Source organism: Atopobiaceae bacterium, from assembly GCA_022483015.1.
GTDB lineage: Bacteria > Actinomycetota > Coriobacteriia > Coriobacteriales > Atopobiaceae > JALCUE01.
In genome coordinates this window covers 2,098,215-2,118,433 of sequence record JAKVOB010000001.1, presented here as the reverse complement: position 1 = coordinate 2,118,433, position 20,219 = coordinate 2,098,215, and the positions used below count along the sequence as shown (strand labels likewise).

Genomic DNA, 20,219 nt, shown 5'->3' with positions numbered 1-20,219 from the left:
GTATCATTTAATTGTAGACGTATCCATTATCTAGGCTAGATGCACTGCGAAACTATGCATATATACGCTTGGTGCGCCAAAAGATGGCTGATGCATGGATGTTTGAAAGAAAATCCTACACACATCTATAATCCTCCGTTAGTCCTGTAGGTGTTTTTGATATCTGAGCGGATTGTAATAATGACCTCACATAAGTCTTTCTATCACAATATGATGTGGCAATATGGTCTACAAATAGTGAAATATATACTCCCCTTTATTACTCTTCCTTATCTGACTCGCGTGCTTGGGACCGAAGGGTATGCTGTCTACGCGTACGTTTTGTCATTTATGACATTCGTACAGGTGATTGCCGATTTTGGTTTCAACTTATCTGGCACGAAGAAGGTTGCATCCGCTTCGTCGAGCGACGAAATCAATCGAGTCACCGGGGCAATCATGCAGGCAAGGCTGATGCTCTGCTTTGCTCTTGGAATTGCCGTATTGGTCATTAGTCAGTTTATTCCCATACTTCGCGAGAATCTCTTCTATGTGTTTCTTGCCTATATTGGTGTCAGCTTAAAGGCTCTTGCACCAGATTTTGTCTTCCAAGGCAAGGAGCAGATGGGCCCCATAACGTCGAGGTATCTCATATCAAAGGGAACCGCTGCGGCACTTACGTTCGTGTTCATTCACACTGTAGCTGACTTGTTATGGATTCCCGTGCTCGATATCATCTCTGGAATGATCGCACTTGTCTGGTCCTTTGCGGCGATGTACAAGCGGTGGGGATTGTCTTGGGCACGAGCATCCTTCAAGGACACGTTTGATGAGCTGAAAGTGTCCGGTATTTACTGCATCTCGAATGTTTCCTCGACTGCGTTCTCTGGCTTCTCGACGCTTCTGATTGGGATTGTGATAACTGATAAGAGCCAAATTTCCTATTGGTCACTCGCTATGACTTGTCTATCAGCGGTTCAAGCCCTGTATTCTCCAATAGTTAACAGCCTGTACCCTCATATGGTGACAAACAGGGATTTTCACTATGCAAAGAAGCTCGGGTTGACCGCACTTCCATTTATAGCAATCGGAACAGCCCTCTTTGCGGCATGGGCTGATCCGCTTATGAGCATACTCGGTGGGGAAGACTACCTTGCTGGATCATACGTAATCAGACTTGTGGCACCGGTCGTTTTCTTTTCATTTTATGGCATGTTCTTTGGATGGCCAATACTCGGTGCAGCGGACAAAGTGAAGGAAATCACCCTATCGACGCTATATTCGGCGCTATTGAATATTGCCTTGTTGCTGGTATCCGTTGCAATCGGCATCGAGTCTGTAACCGTCATAGCCCTTATTCGAGATCTTACGGAAGCCGTGATGTGCTTCCTCCGGCTTGACCAGTGCAAAAAGTTACGTGCTGAGTTGCGGAGCAGTTAACGATTCGGGAGTGCAGGTATTAAGTTGGGCCAGGTCATGTGTTGGTAGTGTCTCAAAAGTTGGTGTAAGCGGTGCCTTCGCTCGTGAACCAGCTTTCTCCTAACGCATCCTATGCCGCTCTCCTCCTCGGGTCAACTCCGTCCGCCTTCACCAGCCTGTGTCCTGTCAAGAGAATCTGAGCAGAAGGGACTACTCGGTTTCTCGTGACCACGTCGCTTCGATCACGATGACCAAACGGGGCAGTTTCTAGTGCTGTTCAACAAGGCCTCTCCGATGGCACCATTGTCTGGCAACGTTACATCGTCCTCGAGTAGAACTGCTGCTTGTTTGCCAGGACGAGGCGCTGGGGCGCCCTTGCGTTGAACAACACTAGGGCGCCCCAGCGCCTCGTCCTGGCATGGACTCCATCCGCATAATACCTTGATAGGTGCCGCGTACAATGGTCTTGCAGCCAAAGTTATAAGTGATATATACACCGCCGAGTGTCATAGATCCCTATGCGCATATCCACTCCAATGCGTCCACATACTGTTGAGAGTCTGACCTAACTATCATTCGGCCTCGAGGATGTCAGCAATCCGCTTGCAGGCATGCCCGTCACCATATGGATTAGATGCATGCGCCATGGCCCCGTAGGCAGCATCATCATCTAGGAGCTTCGCAAACTCATAGTAAATGGTCTCCTCAGAGGTCCCTACCAACTTGAGCGTGCCTGCCTCAATGCCCTCGGGCCTCTCAGTGGTGTTCCTCATCACGAGGACAGGTTTGCCAAGTGACGGAGCCTCCTCCTGAATGCCACCGGAGTCCGTGAGGATAAGGTAACTTCTGGCCATGAAGTTATGAAAATCAAGGACCCCCAGGGGCTCGATAATCTTAATACGATCGTCCCCTGCCAGCTCCTCGTCGGCCTCTTGTCTCACTATCGGGTTCATATGAATGGGATAAATTGCCTTAACGTCAGGATGCTCATCAATAATCCGCCTGATAGCACGAAACATGTGATGCATCGGCTCACCGAGGTTTTCCCGCCTATGGGCCGTGATGAGGATGAGCTTGCTACCCGCCGCCCAATCGAGCTCCTCGTGGTGATAGTCAGGACGTACGGTAATTTTAAGCGCATCGATAGCGGTATTGCCCGTGACATAAATGGAAGAGGAGTTTTTCCCCTCACGAAGAAGGTTCTGACGCGACAGCTCAGTAGGAGCAAAGTTATAGCGAGCAACGATGCTAACAGCTTGACGGTTGAACTCCTCAGGCCACGGCGACTCGATGTTGTAGGTCCTAAGCCCTGCCTCAACATGCCCTACTGGGATGTGGAGGTAGAAACATGCGAGCGCAGTGGCAAACGTAGTACTCGTATCGCCATGAACCAGCACGATGTCAGGCTCCGTGGACTCAAGCACGCCCTTAATTCCATCGAGAACACCCGTGGTGATGTCGAAGAGCGTTTGTCCCTTCTTCATGATGGACAAATCGTAGTCAGGAACCACCCCGAATGCTTCCAAGACTTGGTCGAGCATCTCGCGATGCTGCCCCGTCACGCACACCTGTACATCAATATCGGCACGCGTTTTCAGCTCGTTCACAAGGGGGCACATCTTAATGGCCTCAGGACGAGTCCCGAACACCAATAGAATCCTCTTCAAAAATCCTCCATGGACGCTGATTGTGCAAGAATACTTACTACATTAGCATCAAGGTCGATTCCCTCAAAGAAAGTTCGACAATTTGCCGCCATTTCATCATGAAGCGGCTGCATTTAGTTGATTCGCAAGTTGAGCTGTGCACCCCACCCACGATTCCATACCCAACCGTACGCGTCCTGCTGGGTATGGGAATCCCTTCCTCGCGGGTCCGTCCGGGCCCGCGAGGAAGGAAGCATGTATGTCGGGGCAGCGCTGTGTTTCGTCAAGCATTTCTGAGCCACCAGGGCTGTGACGGTAATCTTGGATCAAATGATCGCCATAGTGGTCATCGCCGTTTCTGGTCTCAGTACTCGGCGTTTGAGATTCTAGGGCGACGGCCGTTCCCCTTGGGCGGGAGGCCTAGTAGGGGGATGTGCCTACACCAACTTTCGCGACACAATCTAGTAAGGCAGAAACTAGAACAACAACTTGATTGTCTGTCGTTTCCCCAGGGGGGCGCAGTTCGACAAGGTGACTGACGACAAGGTGACGAAGCAAGACCCGCTGATGGAGAATCCCAACCGAGGCATTGAACGAGGTCCTGATGGTTTGTGCAACCAAAACATGAATCAGCCTAGCTTTGATTTCTTCCAGTGCTAGGGGTACTTCTAGCAGAACCAATCTCTTGCATTTTCAAATTGCCAATACCTGATCAATATGCGCCGTCTCTGCTGAATACTTCGCCAAACGTCTTGAGAATCAGCATAATATCCGTCATAAAGCTCTGAGTCTCGACATATCGGAGATCGAGCTCCATCCATTCATCGAAGCTGAGGTTGCTTCTGCCGCTTACCTGCCAATAACAGGTGAGACCCGGCTTAACGGCAAGCCTCACTCGTTCCCAGCTATCATATCTTTCGACCTCATCCGGAAGAGGTGGTCGTGGTCCTACAAGGCTCATGGATCCTTGGATAACGTTCAGAAGCTGAGGCAGCTCATCGATGCTACTTTTTCGAAGAAAGGCCCCATGCTTGATCACCCGGGGATCACTGCTCATTTTAAATACGGGCCCATCCACTTCGTTGGCCTCGTCGAGGTCCTTACGAAGCTTCTCTGCGTCGGGAACCATCGTGCGGAGCTTATACATCGTGAACGGCTTGCCATTTTTGCCAAGGCGTTGTTGTTTGAATATCACTGGACCTTCTGGTGAGGCTGTCTTGATTAAGATAGCTCCCAGGAGCATGAGAGGGCTCGATAATACAAGCCCCAAGACGCCTCCGAGGATGTCAAGACAGCGCTTGCTAATGCCCCATCCGGGATTCGAGTCGGCACTTGATTGCAACGTGAATAACTTGAGAGTGCCAACTGTCTCGTCGCTCGAATTATGAGGGAAAAAGTCTCCTATTTCTGGGATCACGGAAACTCGAATTCCGAATACGCTTGATGCTGCAATGACTTGGCCACATGTATCGTTGTTTGGCAATTCACTGGCAATAATGATTTCAGTCACCTGCTGGCTGCGCAGTAAGGAATCGAGCGAGTCTATGTCTCCAAGATAGGTTGATAGATTACTGTTCCTCTTGTGAGCGATATAACCGACATACTCAAATCCATATGCAGACGATCTACCGGTCTTTACGGCTTCGTTATAGAACTGCTCTGCTACATTGCTACTGCCAATAATTAGCAGTTTATGAAGACCGACACCTCCTCTGTAGCATGATGCAACGATACGGCGCCACATGAAGCGTTCTGCGATATCGAGCAAATTGGTAAACCCGAACGCCAGAAGAAGGGCAAGGCGCGACATGTCGTTAAGATGAAAGAAGTACAGGGCAGAAATTTCGAGCAAATACACGATGGAGTTGGCTAAGAGAAGACGGCCGACTTCGAATGAGAATGGTCTATACCTGCGCGAGGCATAGAGACCGCAGGCGAGAAAGACGACAAATGTGATGAGTACAGCAGAGACCGCAAGGAGATGGAAGATAGGCAAACCGCAGGATTCTATGTAAAACAAACCCAGGGCACCAAAGGCAATCGTATTAGCCAACACTGATGCGACAGCATCGCATACGAAGGTCACAACCCAGAGGTGATTTCCCAGATAATGACTAAGTCTTGTATATATTGACTCGGCTGCGTTCATGAAAGTCAATGACCATCCTCTCTAGAATAAAACTCTGATGTAGCATACCATGAGGTGTGCACAGCAGGTGGTAATGAGTAGGAACTTTGGGTTTCATTGGTTTGTCGATGACGAGCAATTCCGAGAATGGAGTTTTTTGTGTCAACGGATGAAGCTGTCCCTTCGTTGTTCTATGAGAGTACGGGTCTTCCACTGCGGGTTGATGTGCTCGACGTACCTATAGATCCATGGACGATGACCCAAACGGTAGATGCAACGGATTGGTATATAAAGACTGGGCATTTTGCACATCTCATTGGTGTGAATGCCGATAAGGTACTTCAGATGCGAGACAGCCTGGAAATGGACTCCATCGTTCGACACTGTGAAATAGTCAATGCGGATGGCGCCTCAATGGTAATGGCGTCAAATAAGCTTGGAGTTCACGTTCCTGAGCGTGTCGCCGGGATTGATCTCATGATGGCGCTGTGCGCCTTGGCCGAGGCCAAGGGCTATCCCATCTATCTGCTTGGAGCAAAGGACTCCGTTGTTCACGAAGCGGCAAAGGCACTTCAGAAGCAGTTTCCGGCCTTACAGCTTGCCGGCATGCGTGACGGGTATTTTACGGACGATGAGTTCGATGCGGTGGTTGCCGAGGTTGAAAGTGTCAAACCGTTAATAGTATTCGTTGGAATCACTTCCCCCAAGAAGGAGCTGATGATTGAGGAATTCCGTAAGGCTGGCGCTGCTGGTGCTTTTGTTGGTGTCGGGGGCTCGTTCGATGTGATTTCTGGCAATGTCTCGCGTGCTCCGAAGTGGATGCAAGACGCTGGCCTTGAATGGCTATTTCGGTTAATTCAGGAGCCCGGACGACTTCTGAAGCGTTACGTAGTAGGTAATTTGCGATTTTACGGAATCCTCCGCAAAGAGCTGAAGATGAAGAGGAACAACGGATAAGGCGAAGTCGGTGTTCCCATTGTCGCTTTTGACGACTACCTAGAACGTGATTGGGGAATTGTTCGAAGTCGCGTTTGGAGAAGCTCAGTACTGCTGCCTGGAGTATCGTCCTATCAAAGAACGTTCAGTCAGTCGTTAGGAACCATAGGTGAAACACCGAACGTATGGCTTGTAGATAGTACATAAGCGACGTGGAAGATCGGGAACTAAGGCGCCGTTTGGTTCGAGTTGATATCTTCGGCCGTTACATGCAATGTTGATTGACCCTTAATTCTAGGTTGATTCATGGGGTGGTACGAATTATGACTAATCATGCTGGTCCTAAGGTCCTAATGGTCGGACCTGATAGGTCGCTTCAAGGTGGAATTGTAAGCGTGGTCAATGGCTATATCGATGCAGGACTAGGAGATTATTGCCAGCTTGCATTTGTTGGCACGGGGGTTGGTAGCAACTTACTTCAGAAGAGCCTGTCGTTCGCAAGGGCTCTACGGCATTACAAGGCGGTTGTCGACAACTACGATATCGTTCATCTGCATCTGAGCATCCACGGATCATATAGACGAAAATCAATGATGGCCAGGATAGCCCGCTCTCATGGGAAGAGAGTCATCCTCCATGAGCATAGTGGTGAGTTCAAAGATGATTTCGAAGCAGGCACCAATGCGTATCGCGAAGACGTACGTGGGACGTTTGCAATTGCAGATAGGGTAGTAGTGCTTTCAGAGGAATGGAGGGACTATTTTGCCGACAATATTTGCGATGATAACAAACTAATTGTCCTGCATAATGCGGTCAAAGTACCGCCGGTGGCATGTTTCTCAAGTGAGAACCAGGATATTCTATTTCTTGGTCGGCTCGGGGCGAGGAAGAGCCCTGACATGCTTATACGCGCCTCAAGGCAAGCGCTAGAAATGAACCCAAATACCAGCCTCGTTTTTGGGGGCGATGGGTCTGCTGAGGAGTATGAGGCCTTGGCCAAGAGGTTGGGCATCGCTGATAGATGCAGGTTCTGCGGATGGGTATCTGGCAAGGAGAAAGACCACTTACTTGAGCGCGCCGCCATTTTCTGTTTGCCTTCAAGACATGAGGGAATGCCTATGAGTTTGCTTGAATCGATGGCGTGTGGCATCCCTTCTATCGCAACGAGCGTCGGAGGAATCCCGCAGATCATCGATGACGGCAAAAATGGCTATCTTATAGAGCCAGGAGACGAATTGAGGCTCAGCTCGTTACTCGCAGACTTGCTTGGTTCGCCTGAGAAACGGGCCAAGATCGGTTCTTCTGGTCGACAGAGGATTGCAGAGGACTTTTCAATAGACAAAGCCGTTGCTCGCTTGGTTAGCATATATGATGATCTCGTTTGAAACGGGTGTCATGAGCAGAAGGAGCGCAGCCGCACGCCGGTGCCTTCGTGCGGCTAGTATGGAGCAGATCCGACGGGGCGTTCCATTCTATCCACTCGACTTGGTTCGACCTGAGATAGCACGGAAAATCTGGGCATTGTTTAGCAAGAGCTTCAAGAAGGAACGTAACACCATTGTTGGGGACCATGTTCGGGAGGTAGCTTTGATGCAGCGTATCGTGCCTTCCAGCTATTCGTCTGGGAGGAGGGCGTCGGTCATGGCTATTTGGCCCACGGCATAGGTGATGACTCGAATATCGATACACGAAAGCGACAACAACTCTCAACTCTATAATATGCGGGTCTCCGAGCTTGGCTGCCTTATTGTTATTAATCTGCTCGCATTCCAGTTGTATTTCCAGGATGCCTATGGAGGGGCGTTTTCGTATATTGATGAAGCAGCCTGTATCCTTCTCGCGGTAGCTTGCTTAAAGTACAGAGGCGGTATCGAATCGGCTGTAAGGGGCTCTCTCATCCTATTGGCTCTTTTGGTCGTTGATGGGCTGGTCGGAACAGTAGTGAACCAGATTCAGCTTTCGACCTATGCAATTGCAATAGATGTCGTTACTTGTTCGAAGTTCATTGTTACGGTTGTGGCCCTGTTCCTGATTCTAGGTAGCATCCACCTGACTGACGCGTTTGTGAACATGCTTCAAGCAGAGGCGAAGCTGATTATTGCTGTTGCGGCTTTATGTGGCTGCATCAGCTTGTCCATCGATATAGGGATGAATACCAATGAGGTTCGTTTTGGTCTGAAGAGCTTTGAGTTCATATTCAGCCATCCTGAGGTAGTCAACCTTCTGATGGTTGGGCTGATTGCGATACTATGTTCGAGCTACAGGCGAAATCGCTTTTGGATGCTTCTTGCTCTGTTACCAATGGTCCTCACGTTGAGAACCAAGGCAATAGGATTCGCCATCCTCGCTTCAATTCTCATTCTTGGCATTCCAAGTTTTCGTAGATCCTGGAAACTCGTCGTTGCCTTGCTGGTTCTTGTGATTCTGGTAGTCGCCTGGAGCCAGATTACGAATTATTATGAGAACGATGCCCAAGCCAGAAATCAGCTCCTGAATGGTGGGTTGCTGCTGGCAAATAGGTACTTTCCATTAGGCACCGGGTTCGCGACGTACGGTTCTGCGATCACTGCGCAGGCTGAGTTCTATTCGCCTTTGTATGAGTCCTTGGGCCTATCTACGGTATATGGACTATCTGTTTTGTCCTCAAGCTTCATCTCGGATACCTTCTGGCCGATTTTACTGGGTCAGTTCGGATGGGCTGGAACCTTGCTATATGCGGGCTCGATCTTCCTGCTCCTGAAAGCAATCTATGCGAAGGCGTCCCTATGCAATGCTTCCGGCGATGTGGGGCCCTTCCTAGCTATGCTGATCACGTTTGCGTACCTGTTCATTTCCAGCCTCGCGTCCTCGGCATTCTTTGCTCCGATGTCAGTTTATCTTGCCATATGCTTGATGATTACGGTGAGTTATAGGCTGCATGCTGATGATGTGGAAGACGTATGACTAATCTCGAATCGTGCCGTTCGGTTTCAGACGTCGCAAACGACTAGAGCAATGGAAAGTGAACGGGCTTTGACAGTGCTTGGTTGGTAAGGCTGCGCTGCCTGACGCTGTGCAGGTGCGTTATAATTTTCACGTTTGTTGCCCTCTGTGAAAGGATTAGGCGTGACCCTTCTAGAGCTCTTCCATCTGCTTCGGAAGCACCTGAGCTTCATTGTGACCCTTGCGGTGGGTGCTGCCGTGGTCGTAGGGATCGTGAGCGTGTTTCTGCCCAACCAGTACACGGCATCCACCACGGTGTACGTGCTTTCGAACTCCTCGTCGTCCAGCAGCTCGTCCAACAGCACGTACACCGATCTCTCGGCCAGCCAGATGCTGAGCAACGACGTGGTCACCATCATCAAGAGCTCCAACGTGAAGAAGGCCGTCGCGGATTCGCTGGGCATCAGCAACCTCAGCTCGTACACGCTCTCGGTCACGAGCTCCACCACCACGCGCGTCGTCTCGCTCTCGGTCACGGGCCCTGACGCCCAGGTCGCGGCTGACGTGGCCAATGCCTACGTGAGTGCTGCCTCCGACGTCGCGAAGTCCGCGATGGGCGTCGAGGCCATCAACACCATCGATGCGGCCCAGGCTCCCAGTTCGGCGAGCGGCCCCAACCGCCTGATGTACGTGCTCGTGGGCTTCGTCGCCGGCCTGCTCGTCGCCGTGGCATATGTGGTGCTCCGCGACATGCTCGACACGCGTGCCCGCAGCGGCCACGAGGTCGAGGAGCTCCTCGGTGTCCCCGTGGTCGGCCACTTCCCGCTCGTGGATGGGAGATAGTCATGGCAAAGATGAAGAAGGCCCAGGACCAGGCCCTTGAGGTCCAGAACGCAGCCAAGACCCTCCTGGCCAACATCCGCTTCATGAGCGTCGACAAGCCGGTCCGTTCCATCGTCATGACGAGCTCCGTTCCCAACGAGGGCAAGACCTTCGTCACGGTCAACCTGGTCCAGGCCATCGCGACGTCGGGCAAGACGGTCCTGCTGGTCGAGGGCGACATGCGCAGGCGTTCCTGTGCCAACAGCATGGGCGTGCACCCCAAGTCCGGGATCTACTCCGTGCTCTCGGGCCAGAGCAGCCTGGAGAGTGCGGTCGTGAGGACGCCGCAGAAGAACTTCTTCTTCCTCGACGCCGAGCCTCACATCCCCAACCCGCCCGACATCCTCTCGTCCAAGCGCTTCGCGGAGCTCCTCCAGGAGGCCTTGGACTCCTATGAGTACGTGGTCTTTGATACGCCCCCGGTAGGCACCTTCGTTGATGCCGCCGTGCTCTCGCACATGTGCGACGCGACGTTCCTGGTGGTGCGCGAGGACTATACCAAGAAGCCTGATATCGCCGCCTCTGCCGAGCAGCTGGTGAAGGCTGGCGGCAACCTCGCCGGTGTGGTCATGAACGCCTGCGAGAGCAGGGGCTCCGAGTACTACTACGAGTACTACAACGATTCCGACGGATCCAAGAGGGACGTCTCGCCCATCGCCATGCCGCAGGAGCAGCCTGCCCCCCAGCCCGCACGGAGCTACTCGCGACCGGCCCCTGCGCCGCGTCGCGCGGTACCTGCAGCAGACTCGACGGCAGAGTACGTGCTCGAGGCCAACACGGCGCACAAGGCCGCGATGGCCTCGACGCCCCGGGTCCGCACCTCCCAGGACCCGGCACCCCAACCTGCCGCGGCTCCCTTGGCAGCCCCGTACGCCCGGCCGAAGGGCGGCTATGCGCCCTCCGCGAGGAACCCCTACCTCTCGTCATCGGATGACGAGGACCTGTAGGGGCAGCCGTGCGTGACATCCACTGCCATATCCTGCCTGGCGTCGACGACGGCGCCCGCACCATGGCCGACTCGCTCGCCATGCTCGACGCGGCCAAGGCCGCTGGCGTCACGAGCATGGTGTGCACGCCGCACTGCCGCGACCCCTACTTCGACTATGACGCCATGTGGGGCGCCTTCGACGCCTTCAAGGCGGCGGCGGGAGGGTTCCCCCTGCGCATGGGCTTCGAGGTAAACCATCGCAAGCTCATGGAGCTCGGGATGGGATGGGCCGAGCGGCTCCATGTGGACGGCAGCAACGACTTCCTGCTCGAGCTCTCGGTGGGGGCGTCGCCCTCGCGCTTCGAGGTCTACGAGCGCACCATCTTCGAGCTTCAGGGCATGGGCTACGACGTGATCATCGCCCACCCGGAGCGCTATGTGGCCGTCCAGGATGACATCGAGGTCGCGCGGGAGCTCGTGCGCATGGGATGCAGGCTTCAGGCCTCCACGGACTTCATCGCCGGTGGCCGGTTCGGACGCGAGAAGGCCCCCGCCAAGGCCATGCTCGACGAGGGGCTCTATACCTTCGTGGCGAGCGATGCGCACATGGTGAGGCACTACCACTATCTCGAGAAGGTCTGCAGGCGCTACCATGTGCCAGCCATGGACGAGCCCGACGACCTGTTCGCCGGGCTCGACGCAGCGGCCGGGCCGTCCGGGTCAGGCGACCCCGTGCAGGGGGACGGCAAGACCCCGGGTTATAGGGGCAAGCACTTCGCCCGATGACCGCGGGGTGGTCAGGTGGCTTATGCTGGTATCGCAATCAGGTAGGGTACAGACGAGCAGGGGAGCGTTTGATGAGCAAGCACGGAAGTCACGCTGCGGCACCGTCGCATGCGGCCAACGGGTCTGATTGGGTGCCTTACGGGCACGCGTACACCTTCACCGGGTCGAACTCCCAGAAGCGTGCGATGAGGTCCCACCAGCGTCGCCACAGCTCCAACCACCACGGCCGTCGGCATAGGCATGTGGTCGCCAAGGTCGTGGCCTGCGTGCTGGTCGCCCTCGTGGTCGCCCTCGGTGCCTGCGGCTACCTGCTCTATCGCTCCGCCACCACGGTGAAGTCCGATGCCACGGCGGTCATGAGCAACCTGTCCACGTTCGAGACGGCGGCGGTCTCGGGGGACTCCGCCTCGGCCGCGACGGCAGCCAATACCATCAGCACCAAGGCCGCCGACATGAAGCAGGAGACCTCGAGCCCCCTGTGGAAGGCCGCCAGCTACGTCCCGGTCTACGGCTCCGACGTGTCCGCCACCTGCGACCTCGTGGACGTCCTCGACGACGTCGCGCAGAACGCGCTCCTTCCCGTCTCCGAGCAGCTGCCCGGCCTGTCACTCTCGAAGCTCATAGGCGATGATGGCTCCATCGACGTCGCCACCCTCCAGAGCCTGGCGACGGTGCTGAGCGACGTCTCGCCCGTCCTGACGCGTGACTCGGCTGCGGTGGACGCCCTCCCCGAGACCCATGTCTCGCAGATCACCTCGATCGTCTCGAAGGTGAAGAGCGCCTTCTCCACGGCCTCCTCCGCGGCCGAGAAGGCCAACCAGATAGCCCCCTACCTCTCGTCGATGCTCGGCGGTGACGGGCAGGACCGTACCTACCTCATCATCGCGCAGGGTAACTCCGAGATCCGTGCGACCGGCGGGTTCCCCGGCTCCTGGGGGACGATGACGGTCTCCGACGGCCACATCACCCTGGGCGACTTCACGACCATCGCCGGCGCCCGCCCCGATACGGCCGACCAGCCCTCGCTCACCGACGAGGAGGTCAGCCTCTTCGGCGTGGGCACCCAGCAGAGCCCCGGCAGCGCCAACTTCAACCCCGACTTCCCCCGCTCGGCCGAGATCATGAGCGAGTTCTGGCAGACCGAGAAGGGCCAGCAGGTCGACGGCATCATCGCGATCGACCCCGTCTTCCTCCAGAGCATGCTGGGCCTCGTGGGCGGCGTCACCGCCCCTGACGGCACCACGGTCGACGGCACGAACGCAGCCAAGGTGCTGCTCTCCACCGTCTACTGGGACATCCCGGTGGCCGACCAGGACGCCTACTTCGCCTCGGTCGCCGACTCGGCGTTCTCGCAGTTCTTCTCGAACATCGGCAAGGTCAAGCTCACCTCCCTGGCCTCCCTGATTAGCGACTCCGCCTCGGACCACCGTCTGCAGGTCTGGATGAGGGACGCCTCCGAGGAGTCCGCGATCGATGCTATGGGCATGTCGGGCGCGCTCTCGACCGACGAGACCACGCCGGTGGTCGGCGTCTACGTGAACGACGACACCTGGGCCAAGATGTGCTGGTACCTGGGCATCGACACCAAGGTCGGCTCCTCCGTGCACAATGCCGACGGGTCGTACACCTATAAGGTCACGACCACGCTCTCGAACTCGTTCACGAAGGACATTGCGGCAAGCGCGCCCGAATATGTCTATGGGTATTCGCCTCTCAAGCGCTCGAAGACGGACATGATCACACACCTGTACCTCTATGCGCCTGCCGGTGGCTCCATCACCGACGTTCAGGTGAGCGGCGGGTGGAACCTGGCCGAGGGGTCCATCACGGGATTCGACGTCTGGTCGGGCATCGTGCAGACCGAGGGCGGGGAGTCGACCACGGTGAGCTACAGCGTCACCACGTCGACGCAGGCCACGCAGACCCTGAGCGTCCGCACCACCCCCGACTGCGAGGCCGGCTGGTAGGGCATTAGGCTCGCTCCTGCAGGAACGTCATGAGGGAGGCGCGGCATCCGCTCGGGTGCCGCGCCTCCTCTGGTATGTGTGCCCCGGTCGTGGCCGGTCGCATCAAGGGACGGCCCCCACGTCCGTCCGGGCGTGGGGGCCGTCTGCGTGAGCTTGTGCTGTGGGGCCGACCCTACGCGTCGTTGGAGTCGTTGCCGTCGGAGTAGTCGTCGTCGGTGGGCATGGCGGGGAAGGAGCCCGTCTCCTCGCCGCCGATGACCTGCTCGTAGGTCTCCTCGGCGTTGGCGGCACGGGCCGCTGCCATGGAGTCGGTGAAGATGTCCTCCTCGTCGGCCTCAGAGTCGTGCGCCATGATGACGCCGGCGAGCGGCAGTCGCTCGAGGCGGTCCACCGAGCGCTCGCGCCCGAAGAGGGGCACGTACTCGAAGATGATGGCCGAGCTCTGGAGGCCGTACCACTGGGCGGCGCTGCCGCAGACGCGGCGGATGAAGTACTTGGCCGTCATGACGGCACGGTCCTGGTGCGTGATGTCCGTCTCGGGGGCGAGGACCTTGCGGATCATGCAGAAGCGGAAGTCGCCGACGCTGCCGGGATGCTTGTAGATCGAGTACTCGTGGTGCTGGGGCGCCAGCTCGCTCGTGGTCATGAGGTCGGCCACGACCTGGCGCAGGTACGCGTTCACGCGCTGGTTCACCTTGAAGCCCAGCTGGAGCTGGACCTTGAAGATGAAGTCGGTCCCGAACGAGTTGACCACGTAGGAGTGCGTGTAGGGCTCGTCGGTCACCGTGACGTTCAGGAACCAGTAGGCCTTGGCACGCTTGGGGTGCTTGTCGAGGATCGAGTAGAGGATGTCGCGGTCGAGCATCTCGAGCGAGGAGTCGTTGGTGAGGAAGACGAGGTTGTCGGCCAGGAGCGGGTAGCTCGCGTCGTCGCGGAGGTGGCGGAGCTGGTCCACGTAGCGCTCGACGGGCAGGTACACCGTCTGGGTGTGCTCGACGGCGGTGCCACGGCGCCAGATCACCATGAGGGCGAAGAGCACGGCCGCCATGAGGATCGTGACGTAGCCGCCGTGGGCGAACTTGGTGAGGCTCGAGAAGAAGAACGCGGCCTCGAGCACGACGAAGAAGCAGCAGAACACGACGGCCCCGGCCGGGTTGTGCCGCACGCGCCCGAGGTAGACCGTGAGCAGCAGCGTGGTCATGAGCATCGTGAGCGTGATGGCCAGGCCGTAGGCGGCCTCCATGTGGCTCGAGGTCTGGAAGAGCAGCACCACGCCCGTGCAGCCGACCCACATGATGGTGTTGACGAGCGGGATGTAGAGCTGGCCCTTGGTCTCGGAGGGGTAGTGGATCTGCAGGTGGGGCATCAGGTCGAGGCGCGTGGCCTCAGAGACGAGCGTGTACGAGCCCGTGATGAGGGCCTGGCTGGCGATGATGGCCGCCACGGTGGAGAGGATGACCGCGAAGGTACGCATCTGCTCGGGCAGCATCTGGAAGAACGGGTTCATGTCGGGGATGGCGTCCAGGGTGGCGTTGTTGGCGTTGGCGATGAGCCAGGCGCCCTGGCCGAGGTAGTTCAGGATGAGGCAGACCTTGACGAAGGGCCAGGAGGCGTAGATGTTCGACTTGCCCACGTGGCCCATGTCGGAGTAGAGCGCCTCGGCACCGGTCGTGGCGAGGAAGACGTAGCCCAGGACCATGAGGCCGGCGTGGTTGGTGGGGCTGAAGAGGAACATCACGCCGCGCACGGGGTTGAGCGCCCTCAGCACGCCGAGATTGCCGCTCATGCCCCAGATGCCGGTGGCGCCCAGGAAGAGGAACCACAGCATCATGATGGGGCCGAAGGCGCGACCGATGCTCGACGTGCCAGCTCGCTGCACGAGGAAGAGCACGGCCAGGATGGCGATGGTGATGATGATGACCTTGGTGGGGGTCTCGCCCAGGAAGGCGGCCCCGAAGTCGGTGGTGCGCAGGCCCTCGATCGCCGTGGTCACGGTGACGGCGGGGGTGAGGATGCCGTCGGCGAGCAGCGCCGCGCCACCCACCATGGCCGGGATGATGAGCCACTTGCCGCACTTGCGCACGAGGCTGTAGAGGGCGAAGATGCCACCCTCGTTGTGGTTGTCGGCCTTCATGGCTATGACCACGTACTTCACGGTGGTGATGAGGGTGAGCGTCCAGATGATGAGCGAGAGCGCACCCAGGATGACGTCCTCCGAGACGCTGGAGAGGCCACCGTTGCCGTTGACGATGGCCTTCATGACGTACATCGGGCTCGTGCCGATGTCGCCGTAGACGACGCCCAAGGTCACGAGGACCATACCCACAGAGAAGGGGATGGCCCCGTTGCGGCGGTCAGCCCCCTTGGTGGCTCCAGCCACTGCCGTACCCGCTTCCGTCGCGGACTTTCTCCTCAAGAGAGACACCAGCGCTCCCAACGTGTCTGCCCGAGACCGGCTTGCGGCCTCGGGCCCCTCGGTCGGTCGTGCCGACCTCCCAATACATCATCGTCCTATGGTGCCACAACCCGCGGGGGAATGCGCCGCACCAGGTAGCAATGGTGGATGCGGGCGTTCCTCGAGAAGTCCTCGGGGATGGTGCCCGCGGTGACGTCCTCTATGCCGACGCCTGCCCGCCCGAGCTTCTCCACATCGGGCTCGAAGCCCCTGAGGTTGCACGAGAAGAGGCAGGTGCCGTTGCGCGTGAGCAGGCGGGACACGCCGATGAGCAGCTCGGCGTGGTCGCGCTGGATGTCGAAGGAGGCATCGCGCATGCGGCTGGAGTTCGAGAAGGTCGGCGGGTCGCAGAAGATGAGGTCCCAGCGGTTGGCGGTGTGGCGCTGCTCGGAGACCCAGGCGATGACGTCGGCCTGGACGAACTCATGGTCCTCGCCCGTGAAGCCGTTGCGCGCCATGTTGCGGCGTGCCCACTCCAGGTAGGGTGCCGACATGTCGACCGTCGTGGTGTGCGTGGCGCTGCCGTCGGCGGCGTAGACCGTGGCGGTGCCGGTGTAGGCGAAGAGGTTGAGGAAGCGCTTCGAGCCCTTGGTCTGCTTGGCCATCTCGCGGACCTCGGAGCGCACCAGGCGGTGGTCGAGGAACAGGCCGGTGTCGAGGCGGCCCCTGAGGTCGACCTCGAAGGTGAGGCCGCCCTCGTCGACCAGGTGGGAGCCGGGCGCCAGGCGCAGCGAACCGCGGTGGTGGTCGCGCCCGACGTGCGTGGGGCGGGCGTCGTGCTGCCCGCCGTCGGCATACTGCGAGCCGCCGCGCGCCCGCTCGCGCACCTTGAGCGAGACGTCTGCGGGGGCGACGCCGAGGACGCGCGGCGCGATGGCGAGGACGTCGAGCAGGCGGCGGTGGGCGAGCTCGGGGTCGATCTCCTTGGGGGCGGCGTACTCGGCGATGACGAGCCAACGTCCGGGGGTGGCCTCCGTGCCCTGGTAGAGGTCGATGGCGACCGCATAGTCGGGCAGGTCGGCGTCATAGACGCGGTAGCAGCTCACGTCCTCGCGGCGTGCCCACTTGGCGCGGAGGCGTGCCACCTTGGCGAGCCGTGCGGCGAACTGGTCGGAGGCACCCACGAGCACCGGCACGGTCGTGCCGTCCTTCAGCGTGATGGTGGGGGTGGCGGCCGTGGGCAGTCCCTCGAAGCGGTCGATGGCGGCGGCGTCGCTGCCCGTGATGACCGCATACGAGCCGGCGGGCTCGATGCCCAGGGCGGACGCGGCGAGGCCCGCACGGCCCAGCGAGCAGAGTCGCGAGCCCTGCGATGCGGCCTGCGAGGCGGACGAGACGAGCGAGGTCACGCTCGCCTCCTGTGCGTAGTCGTCCGGCTTGAACCACGAGAGGTCGGCCGTCACGAGGGCCGTCCCCGCCTGCGCGAGGGCCTCCCTGCAGGCGGCCGGCGTCGTCTCGACGATGGTGGGCGTGACGGCGAGGCCTGCCGACCTCAGGGCCTGCCTGCAGGCATCGGCCGTGCCGGGGCGTGGGTCGGCCACGAGGATCGAGAGGCCCTCGAGGCGCCCGGCGCCATTCTCGGCACGGTTGTCCGCCTCGTCGAGGAGGGCCTGCCAGGCGTTGCGGTCGGCGCCGAGCCAGCCCTCGTGGCCCCACCGCGTGCGGAGGAGCCCCGGGGCGCGGTCGCAGACCTGCTCGGCGGCCTCGCAGGCGATGGTGCCGGTGCCTGCGTAGAGGGCCATGAGCGCCTGGGAGCCATGGCGGGCGTCACGGAACCAGTCGCCGGCGGCCAGGAGTGCCGCGGCGTAGTCGGCGCGTAGGGGTGCGCAGGCGAGGCTGCGCGTGGGCCTCGTGACGCCACGCTTGAAGAGCGCGTCGCCAGAGAGGTCGATGCCCACGGTGGCGGCGTCGTTGCGCAGGCGCACGACCACGCGGAGGTCGGGGTTGCGGGTGTCCGTCTCGGGACGGGCGCCGGTGCGGGCGAGGAGCCGGTCCGAGACCGCGTCCTTGGTGCGGAGTGCCACGAAGCGCGTGTTCCTGAGCTCCTGGTTGGTGCCGTGGGCGTCGATCTCGAGGGTGGAGGTGGGCCTGAGGTGGTCCTCCCAGGGGATGGCCGAGAGCCCCTCATAGAGCGCGTCGCTGTCGTGTGCGGGGACGCGTCGGGCCAACACCGCCACCACGCGGCTGGCGAGGCGGCTCCAGAGGACGGCGCGCTCGGCGTCGGCCACGTCGCCTGCGAACGAGACCTGGCCTGCGAGGGCGCGGACCTGGTCCATGCCAAGATGGGTGAGCTCGGCAGCGAGGAGCTGCTCGAACCCCTTGGGGCACGTTGCGAAGAATTCCATATCGGGACACCTTTCGCCCGTCATGCGCCGAAGCGCTGGTCTTGCAGCAAGTATAGATGGTCGACGGCCTCGTGCGCCCGTCCGTGTCCCTCTGCGGAGATACGTTGTGGCCCGCAGGCCATGGCGTCAGCGCCGGGCGGTCAGCCCAGGCGCTCCCAACGCTCGTCAGGGCCGATGGCCATGCCGAGGTAGTTGACGTGGGCGACCAGGCCGGAGAGGTCGTCGTGGGCGAGGAAGGCCTGGGCGAGCGCCTTCCAGTCGTCGAGGGCCTGGTCCATGGCATCCGAGAAGGACCCTCGCGACCAGTCGCCGGTGAAGGGGTCCTGCCAGCGCCTGTGGTCGTCGTTCGTGAACTCGCAGGTGTCAGATCGGCTCACGCGGTGGGCGAGGGCCTGCAGCAGCGAGTGGTCCTCGAAGGAGCGCTCGATGCCGCCCAGGGCCCTGGAGCGCACCGAGCCTGCGGGCTCGATGGCGCGATAGACGAACTGCATGTTGGCGAGCGTGGCGGCGTACTCGTCGGCGCCCAGGTCCATGCCCCAGACGGTGTGTGCGACCTGGCTGGTGAGGGCGCCGGCCACGCGGGCGATGCGCGGGGTGTGGCAGAGCCACGTGGCGGGGAGGTTCTCGAGGACGGTGGTGTGGCGGCACCTCCAGAGCATCCAGACGTCGATGTCGCTCTCTATGAGGGCGTGCACCGCATCGTCCGCACCGTCGAGGTCGTGGTTGGCGGCGATGGTGGCGGCCTGCTCGGCGAGGACCAGGGGATGGGCAGAGCGGTCGAGCGCGTAGTGGGCGAGCATGCCCAGGCCGAAGGCGCGCCCGATGTCCGTGTCGCAGGCGGGCAGGCGGCCTATGCCGTCGCCGAGGCTGGCGAAGACGTCGCACATGCGCTCGCCATGTGCGCGCTCGGCGAGCCGGTGCGCCTGCTCGACCTTCTCGGGCGTGGCCGAGAAGCGCGCATAGAAGGGGTCGGGTCCCTGGTTCCCGAGAAGGAAGGCGAGAAGGTCCTCCTGGGTCGAGAGGACGTCGTCGGGAAGCGTGCGCGCGGCGCGCTCCCCGAACAGGTGATGGGTGATGAGTGCTGGCATGGATGCTCCTGGGTGCAGCGGCAGTGCCGCGTCGGGTCTTGTGACGGACGGGCAGCGGGCGCCCGTGGGATACGTAGCGTAGCCTAGACCAAATGGCATCGGCTGGGTATGCGCGCTATGATAGCGAACCTACGTGTGCCAAGACTGAAGGGGGAGCGCCTTGAGCGTCATAGAGCTGGTCGTGCTGGGCGTGGCCCTCGCCTGCGATGCCTTTGCCGTCACGATCTCGAACACGTTCGTCTACTGCCATGAGACGCGCGCCCGCCTCGCCCTCATGCCCATCCTCTTCGGCCTCTTCCAGGGCCTCATGCCCCTTCTGGGCTACGTGCTGGGAGGCCTCGCGGCCCAGCTCATCGAGGAGTACGCCGGCATCGTGACGCTCGTCATCCTGGGCATCATCGGGGGCAACATGATCCGCGAGGGCGTGGGGGCGCTCCGTCATCCCGATAGGGCCGAGCAGGCCGACTCCTGCGTCACCTCGCGGCTCACCATACCCGCACTCCTGTTCCAGGCGGTCGCCACGGCCATCGACGCCTTCGCTGTGGGCGTGAGCCTGCGTGCGCAGACGGTCGACATCGTCCTTGCGGCCGCGATCATAGCCCTCACCACGGCCGCCTGCTGTGTGGTCGCCCTGGTCGTAGGCCGCAAGCTGGGCCATCTCCTGGGAGACCGTGCCGAGGTGGCCGGCGGCGTCGTGCTCGTGGCCATCGGGCTCAAGGCGTTTCTCTCGTAAGGCTG

The 20,219-nt window shown here is 59.5% G+C and carries 14 protein-coding genes; 9 read left to right on the top strand and 5 right to left on the bottom strand.

Annotated elements, in window-relative coordinates:
- Positions 1-213: 213 nt before the first annotated feature.
- Entirely contained in the window at positions 214-1,419 is a 1,206-nt protein-coding gene (locus tag LKE50_09120; GenBank protein ID MCH3968749.1) for an oligosaccharide flippase family protein, read from the top strand.
- 551 nt (positions 1,420-1,970) lie between these two features.
- Here the strand turns inward: LKE50_09120 and wecB are convergent.
- Both wecB and LKE50_09110 read right to left on the bottom strand, forming a co-directional pair.
- Complete coding sequence (gene wecB, locus LKE50_09115; protein MCH3968748.1) at positions 1,971-3,065, bottom strand: UDP-N-acetylglucosamine 2-epimerase (non-hydrolyzing); 1,095 nt, start codon at positions 3,063-3,065, stop codon at positions 1,971-1,973.
- A 691-nt stretch (positions 3,066-3,756) separates the two neighbouring features.
- Complete coding sequence (locus LKE50_09110; GenBank protein ID MCH3968747.1) at positions 3,757-5,193, bottom strand: sugar transferase; 1,437 nt, start codon at positions 5,191-5,193, stop codon at positions 3,757-3,759.
- Between the two features lie 138 nt (positions 5,194-5,331).
- Between LKE50_09110 and LKE50_09105 the strand changes: the two genes are divergently transcribed.
- From LKE50_09105 to LKE50_09075, 7 genes are all read left to right on the top strand, one after another.
- On the top strand, positions 5,332-6,129 hold the full coding sequence (locus tag LKE50_09105) for a WecB/TagA/CpsF family glycosyltransferase (GenBank protein ID MCH3968746.1): 798 nt from the start codon (positions 5,332-5,334) through the stop codon (positions 6,127-6,129).
- A gap of 374 nt (positions 6,130-6,503) precedes the next feature.
- On the top strand, positions 6,504-7,493 hold the full coding sequence (locus LKE50_09100; GenBank protein MCH3968745.1) for a glycosyltransferase family 4 protein: 990 nt from the start codon (positions 6,504-6,506) through the stop codon (positions 7,491-7,493).
- A 283-nt stretch (positions 7,494-7,776) separates the two neighbouring features.
- Positions 7,777-9,051 (top strand): hypothetical protein, encoded by a 1,275-nt coding sequence (locus LKE50_09095; protein ID MCH3968744.1) that lies wholly within the window; start codon positions 7,777-7,779, stop codon positions 9,049-9,051.
- A gap of 162 nt (positions 9,052-9,213) precedes the next feature.
- On the top strand, positions 9,214-9,873 hold the full coding sequence (locus tag LKE50_09090; GenBank protein ID MCH3968743.1) for a Wzz/FepE/Etk N-terminal domain-containing protein: 660 nt from the start codon (positions 9,214-9,216) through the stop codon (positions 9,871-9,873).
- 2 nt (positions 9,874-9,875) lie between these two features.
- Complete coding sequence (locus tag LKE50_09085) at positions 9,876-10,859, top strand: CpsD/CapB family tyrosine-protein kinase (protein ID MCH3968742.1); 984 nt, start codon at positions 9,876-9,878, stop codon at positions 10,857-10,859.
- Between the two features lie 8 nt (positions 10,860-10,867).
- Positions 10,868-11,626, top strand: coding sequence for a phosphoesterase (locus LKE50_09080; GenBank protein ID MCH3968741.1), 759 nt, complete (start codon positions 10,868-10,870; stop codon positions 11,624-11,626).
- A gap of 71 nt (positions 11,627-11,697) precedes the next feature.
- Complete coding sequence (locus LKE50_09075; protein ID MCH3968740.1) at positions 11,698-13,593, top strand: DUF4012 domain-containing protein; 1,896 nt, start codon at positions 11,698-11,700, stop codon at positions 13,591-13,593.
- Positions 13,594-13,765: 172 nt separating this feature from the next.
- On the opposite strand, the gene LKE50_09070 is transcribed toward LKE50_09075, so the two are convergent.
- From LKE50_09070 to LKE50_09060, 3 genes are all read right to left on the bottom strand, one after another.
- On the bottom strand, positions 13,766-15,913 hold the full coding sequence (locus tag LKE50_09070) for a KUP/HAK/KT family potassium transporter (GenBank protein ID MCH3968739.1): 2,148 nt from the start codon (positions 15,911-15,913) through the stop codon (positions 13,766-13,768).
- A gap of 191 nt (positions 15,914-16,104) precedes the next feature.
- Positions 16,105-18,393 (bottom strand): bifunctional 23S rRNA (guanine(2069)-N(7))-methyltransferase RlmK/23S rRNA (guanine(2445)-N(2))-methyltransferase RlmL, encoded by a 2,289-nt coding sequence (gene rlmKL / locus LKE50_09065; GenBank protein MCH3968738.1) that lies wholly within the window; start codon positions 18,391-18,393, stop codon positions 16,105-16,107.
- 140 nt (positions 18,394-18,533) lie between these two features.
- Positions 18,534-19,481, bottom strand: coding sequence for a zinc dependent phospholipase C family protein (locus LKE50_09060; GenBank protein MCH3968737.1), 948 nt, complete (start codon positions 19,479-19,481; stop codon positions 18,534-18,536).
- Between the two features lie 160 nt (positions 19,482-19,641).
- Between LKE50_09060 and LKE50_09055 the strand changes: the two genes are divergently transcribed.
- A complete protein-coding gene (locus LKE50_09055; protein MCH3968736.1) occupies positions 19,642-20,214 on the top strand; it encodes a manganese efflux pump MntP family protein in 573 nt (190 codons plus the stop codon).
- The last annotated feature ends 5 nt before the right edge of the window (positions 20,215-20,219 follow it).

Bases quoted from the DNA above. Each gene is read 5' to 3' on its own strand.
- LKE50_09095 (MCH3968744.1), top strand. From the start codon at position 7,777: ATGACTCGAATATCGATACACGAAAGCGACAACAACTCTCAACTCTAT.
- LKE50_09110 (MCH3968747.1), bottom strand. From the start codon at position 5,193: ATGAACGCAGCCGAGTCAATATATACAAGACTTAGTCATTATCTGGGA.
- LKE50_09060 (MCH3968737.1), bottom strand. From the start codon at position 19,481: ATGCCAGCACTCATCACCCATCACCTGTTCGGGGAGCGCGCCGCGCGC.
- LKE50_09085 (MCH3968742.1), top strand. From the start codon at position 9,876: ATGGCAAAGATGAAGAAGGCCCAGGACCAGGCCCTTGAGGTCCAGAAC.
- rlmKL (MCH3968738.1), bottom strand. From the start codon at position 18,393: ATGGAATTCTTCGCAACGTGCCCCAAGGGGTTCGAGCAGCTCCTCGCT.
- LKE50_09070 (MCH3968739.1), bottom strand. From the start codon at position 15,913: ATGGTCCTCGTGACCTTGGGCGTCGTCTACGGCGACATCGGCACGAGC.
- LKE50_09120 (MCH3968749.1), top strand. From the start codon at position 214: ATGTGGCAATATGGTCTACAAATAGTGAAATATATACTCCCCTTTATT.
- LKE50_09075 (MCH3968740.1), top strand. From the start codon at position 11,698: ATGAGCAAGCACGGAAGTCACGCTGCGGCACCGTCGCATGCGGCCAAC.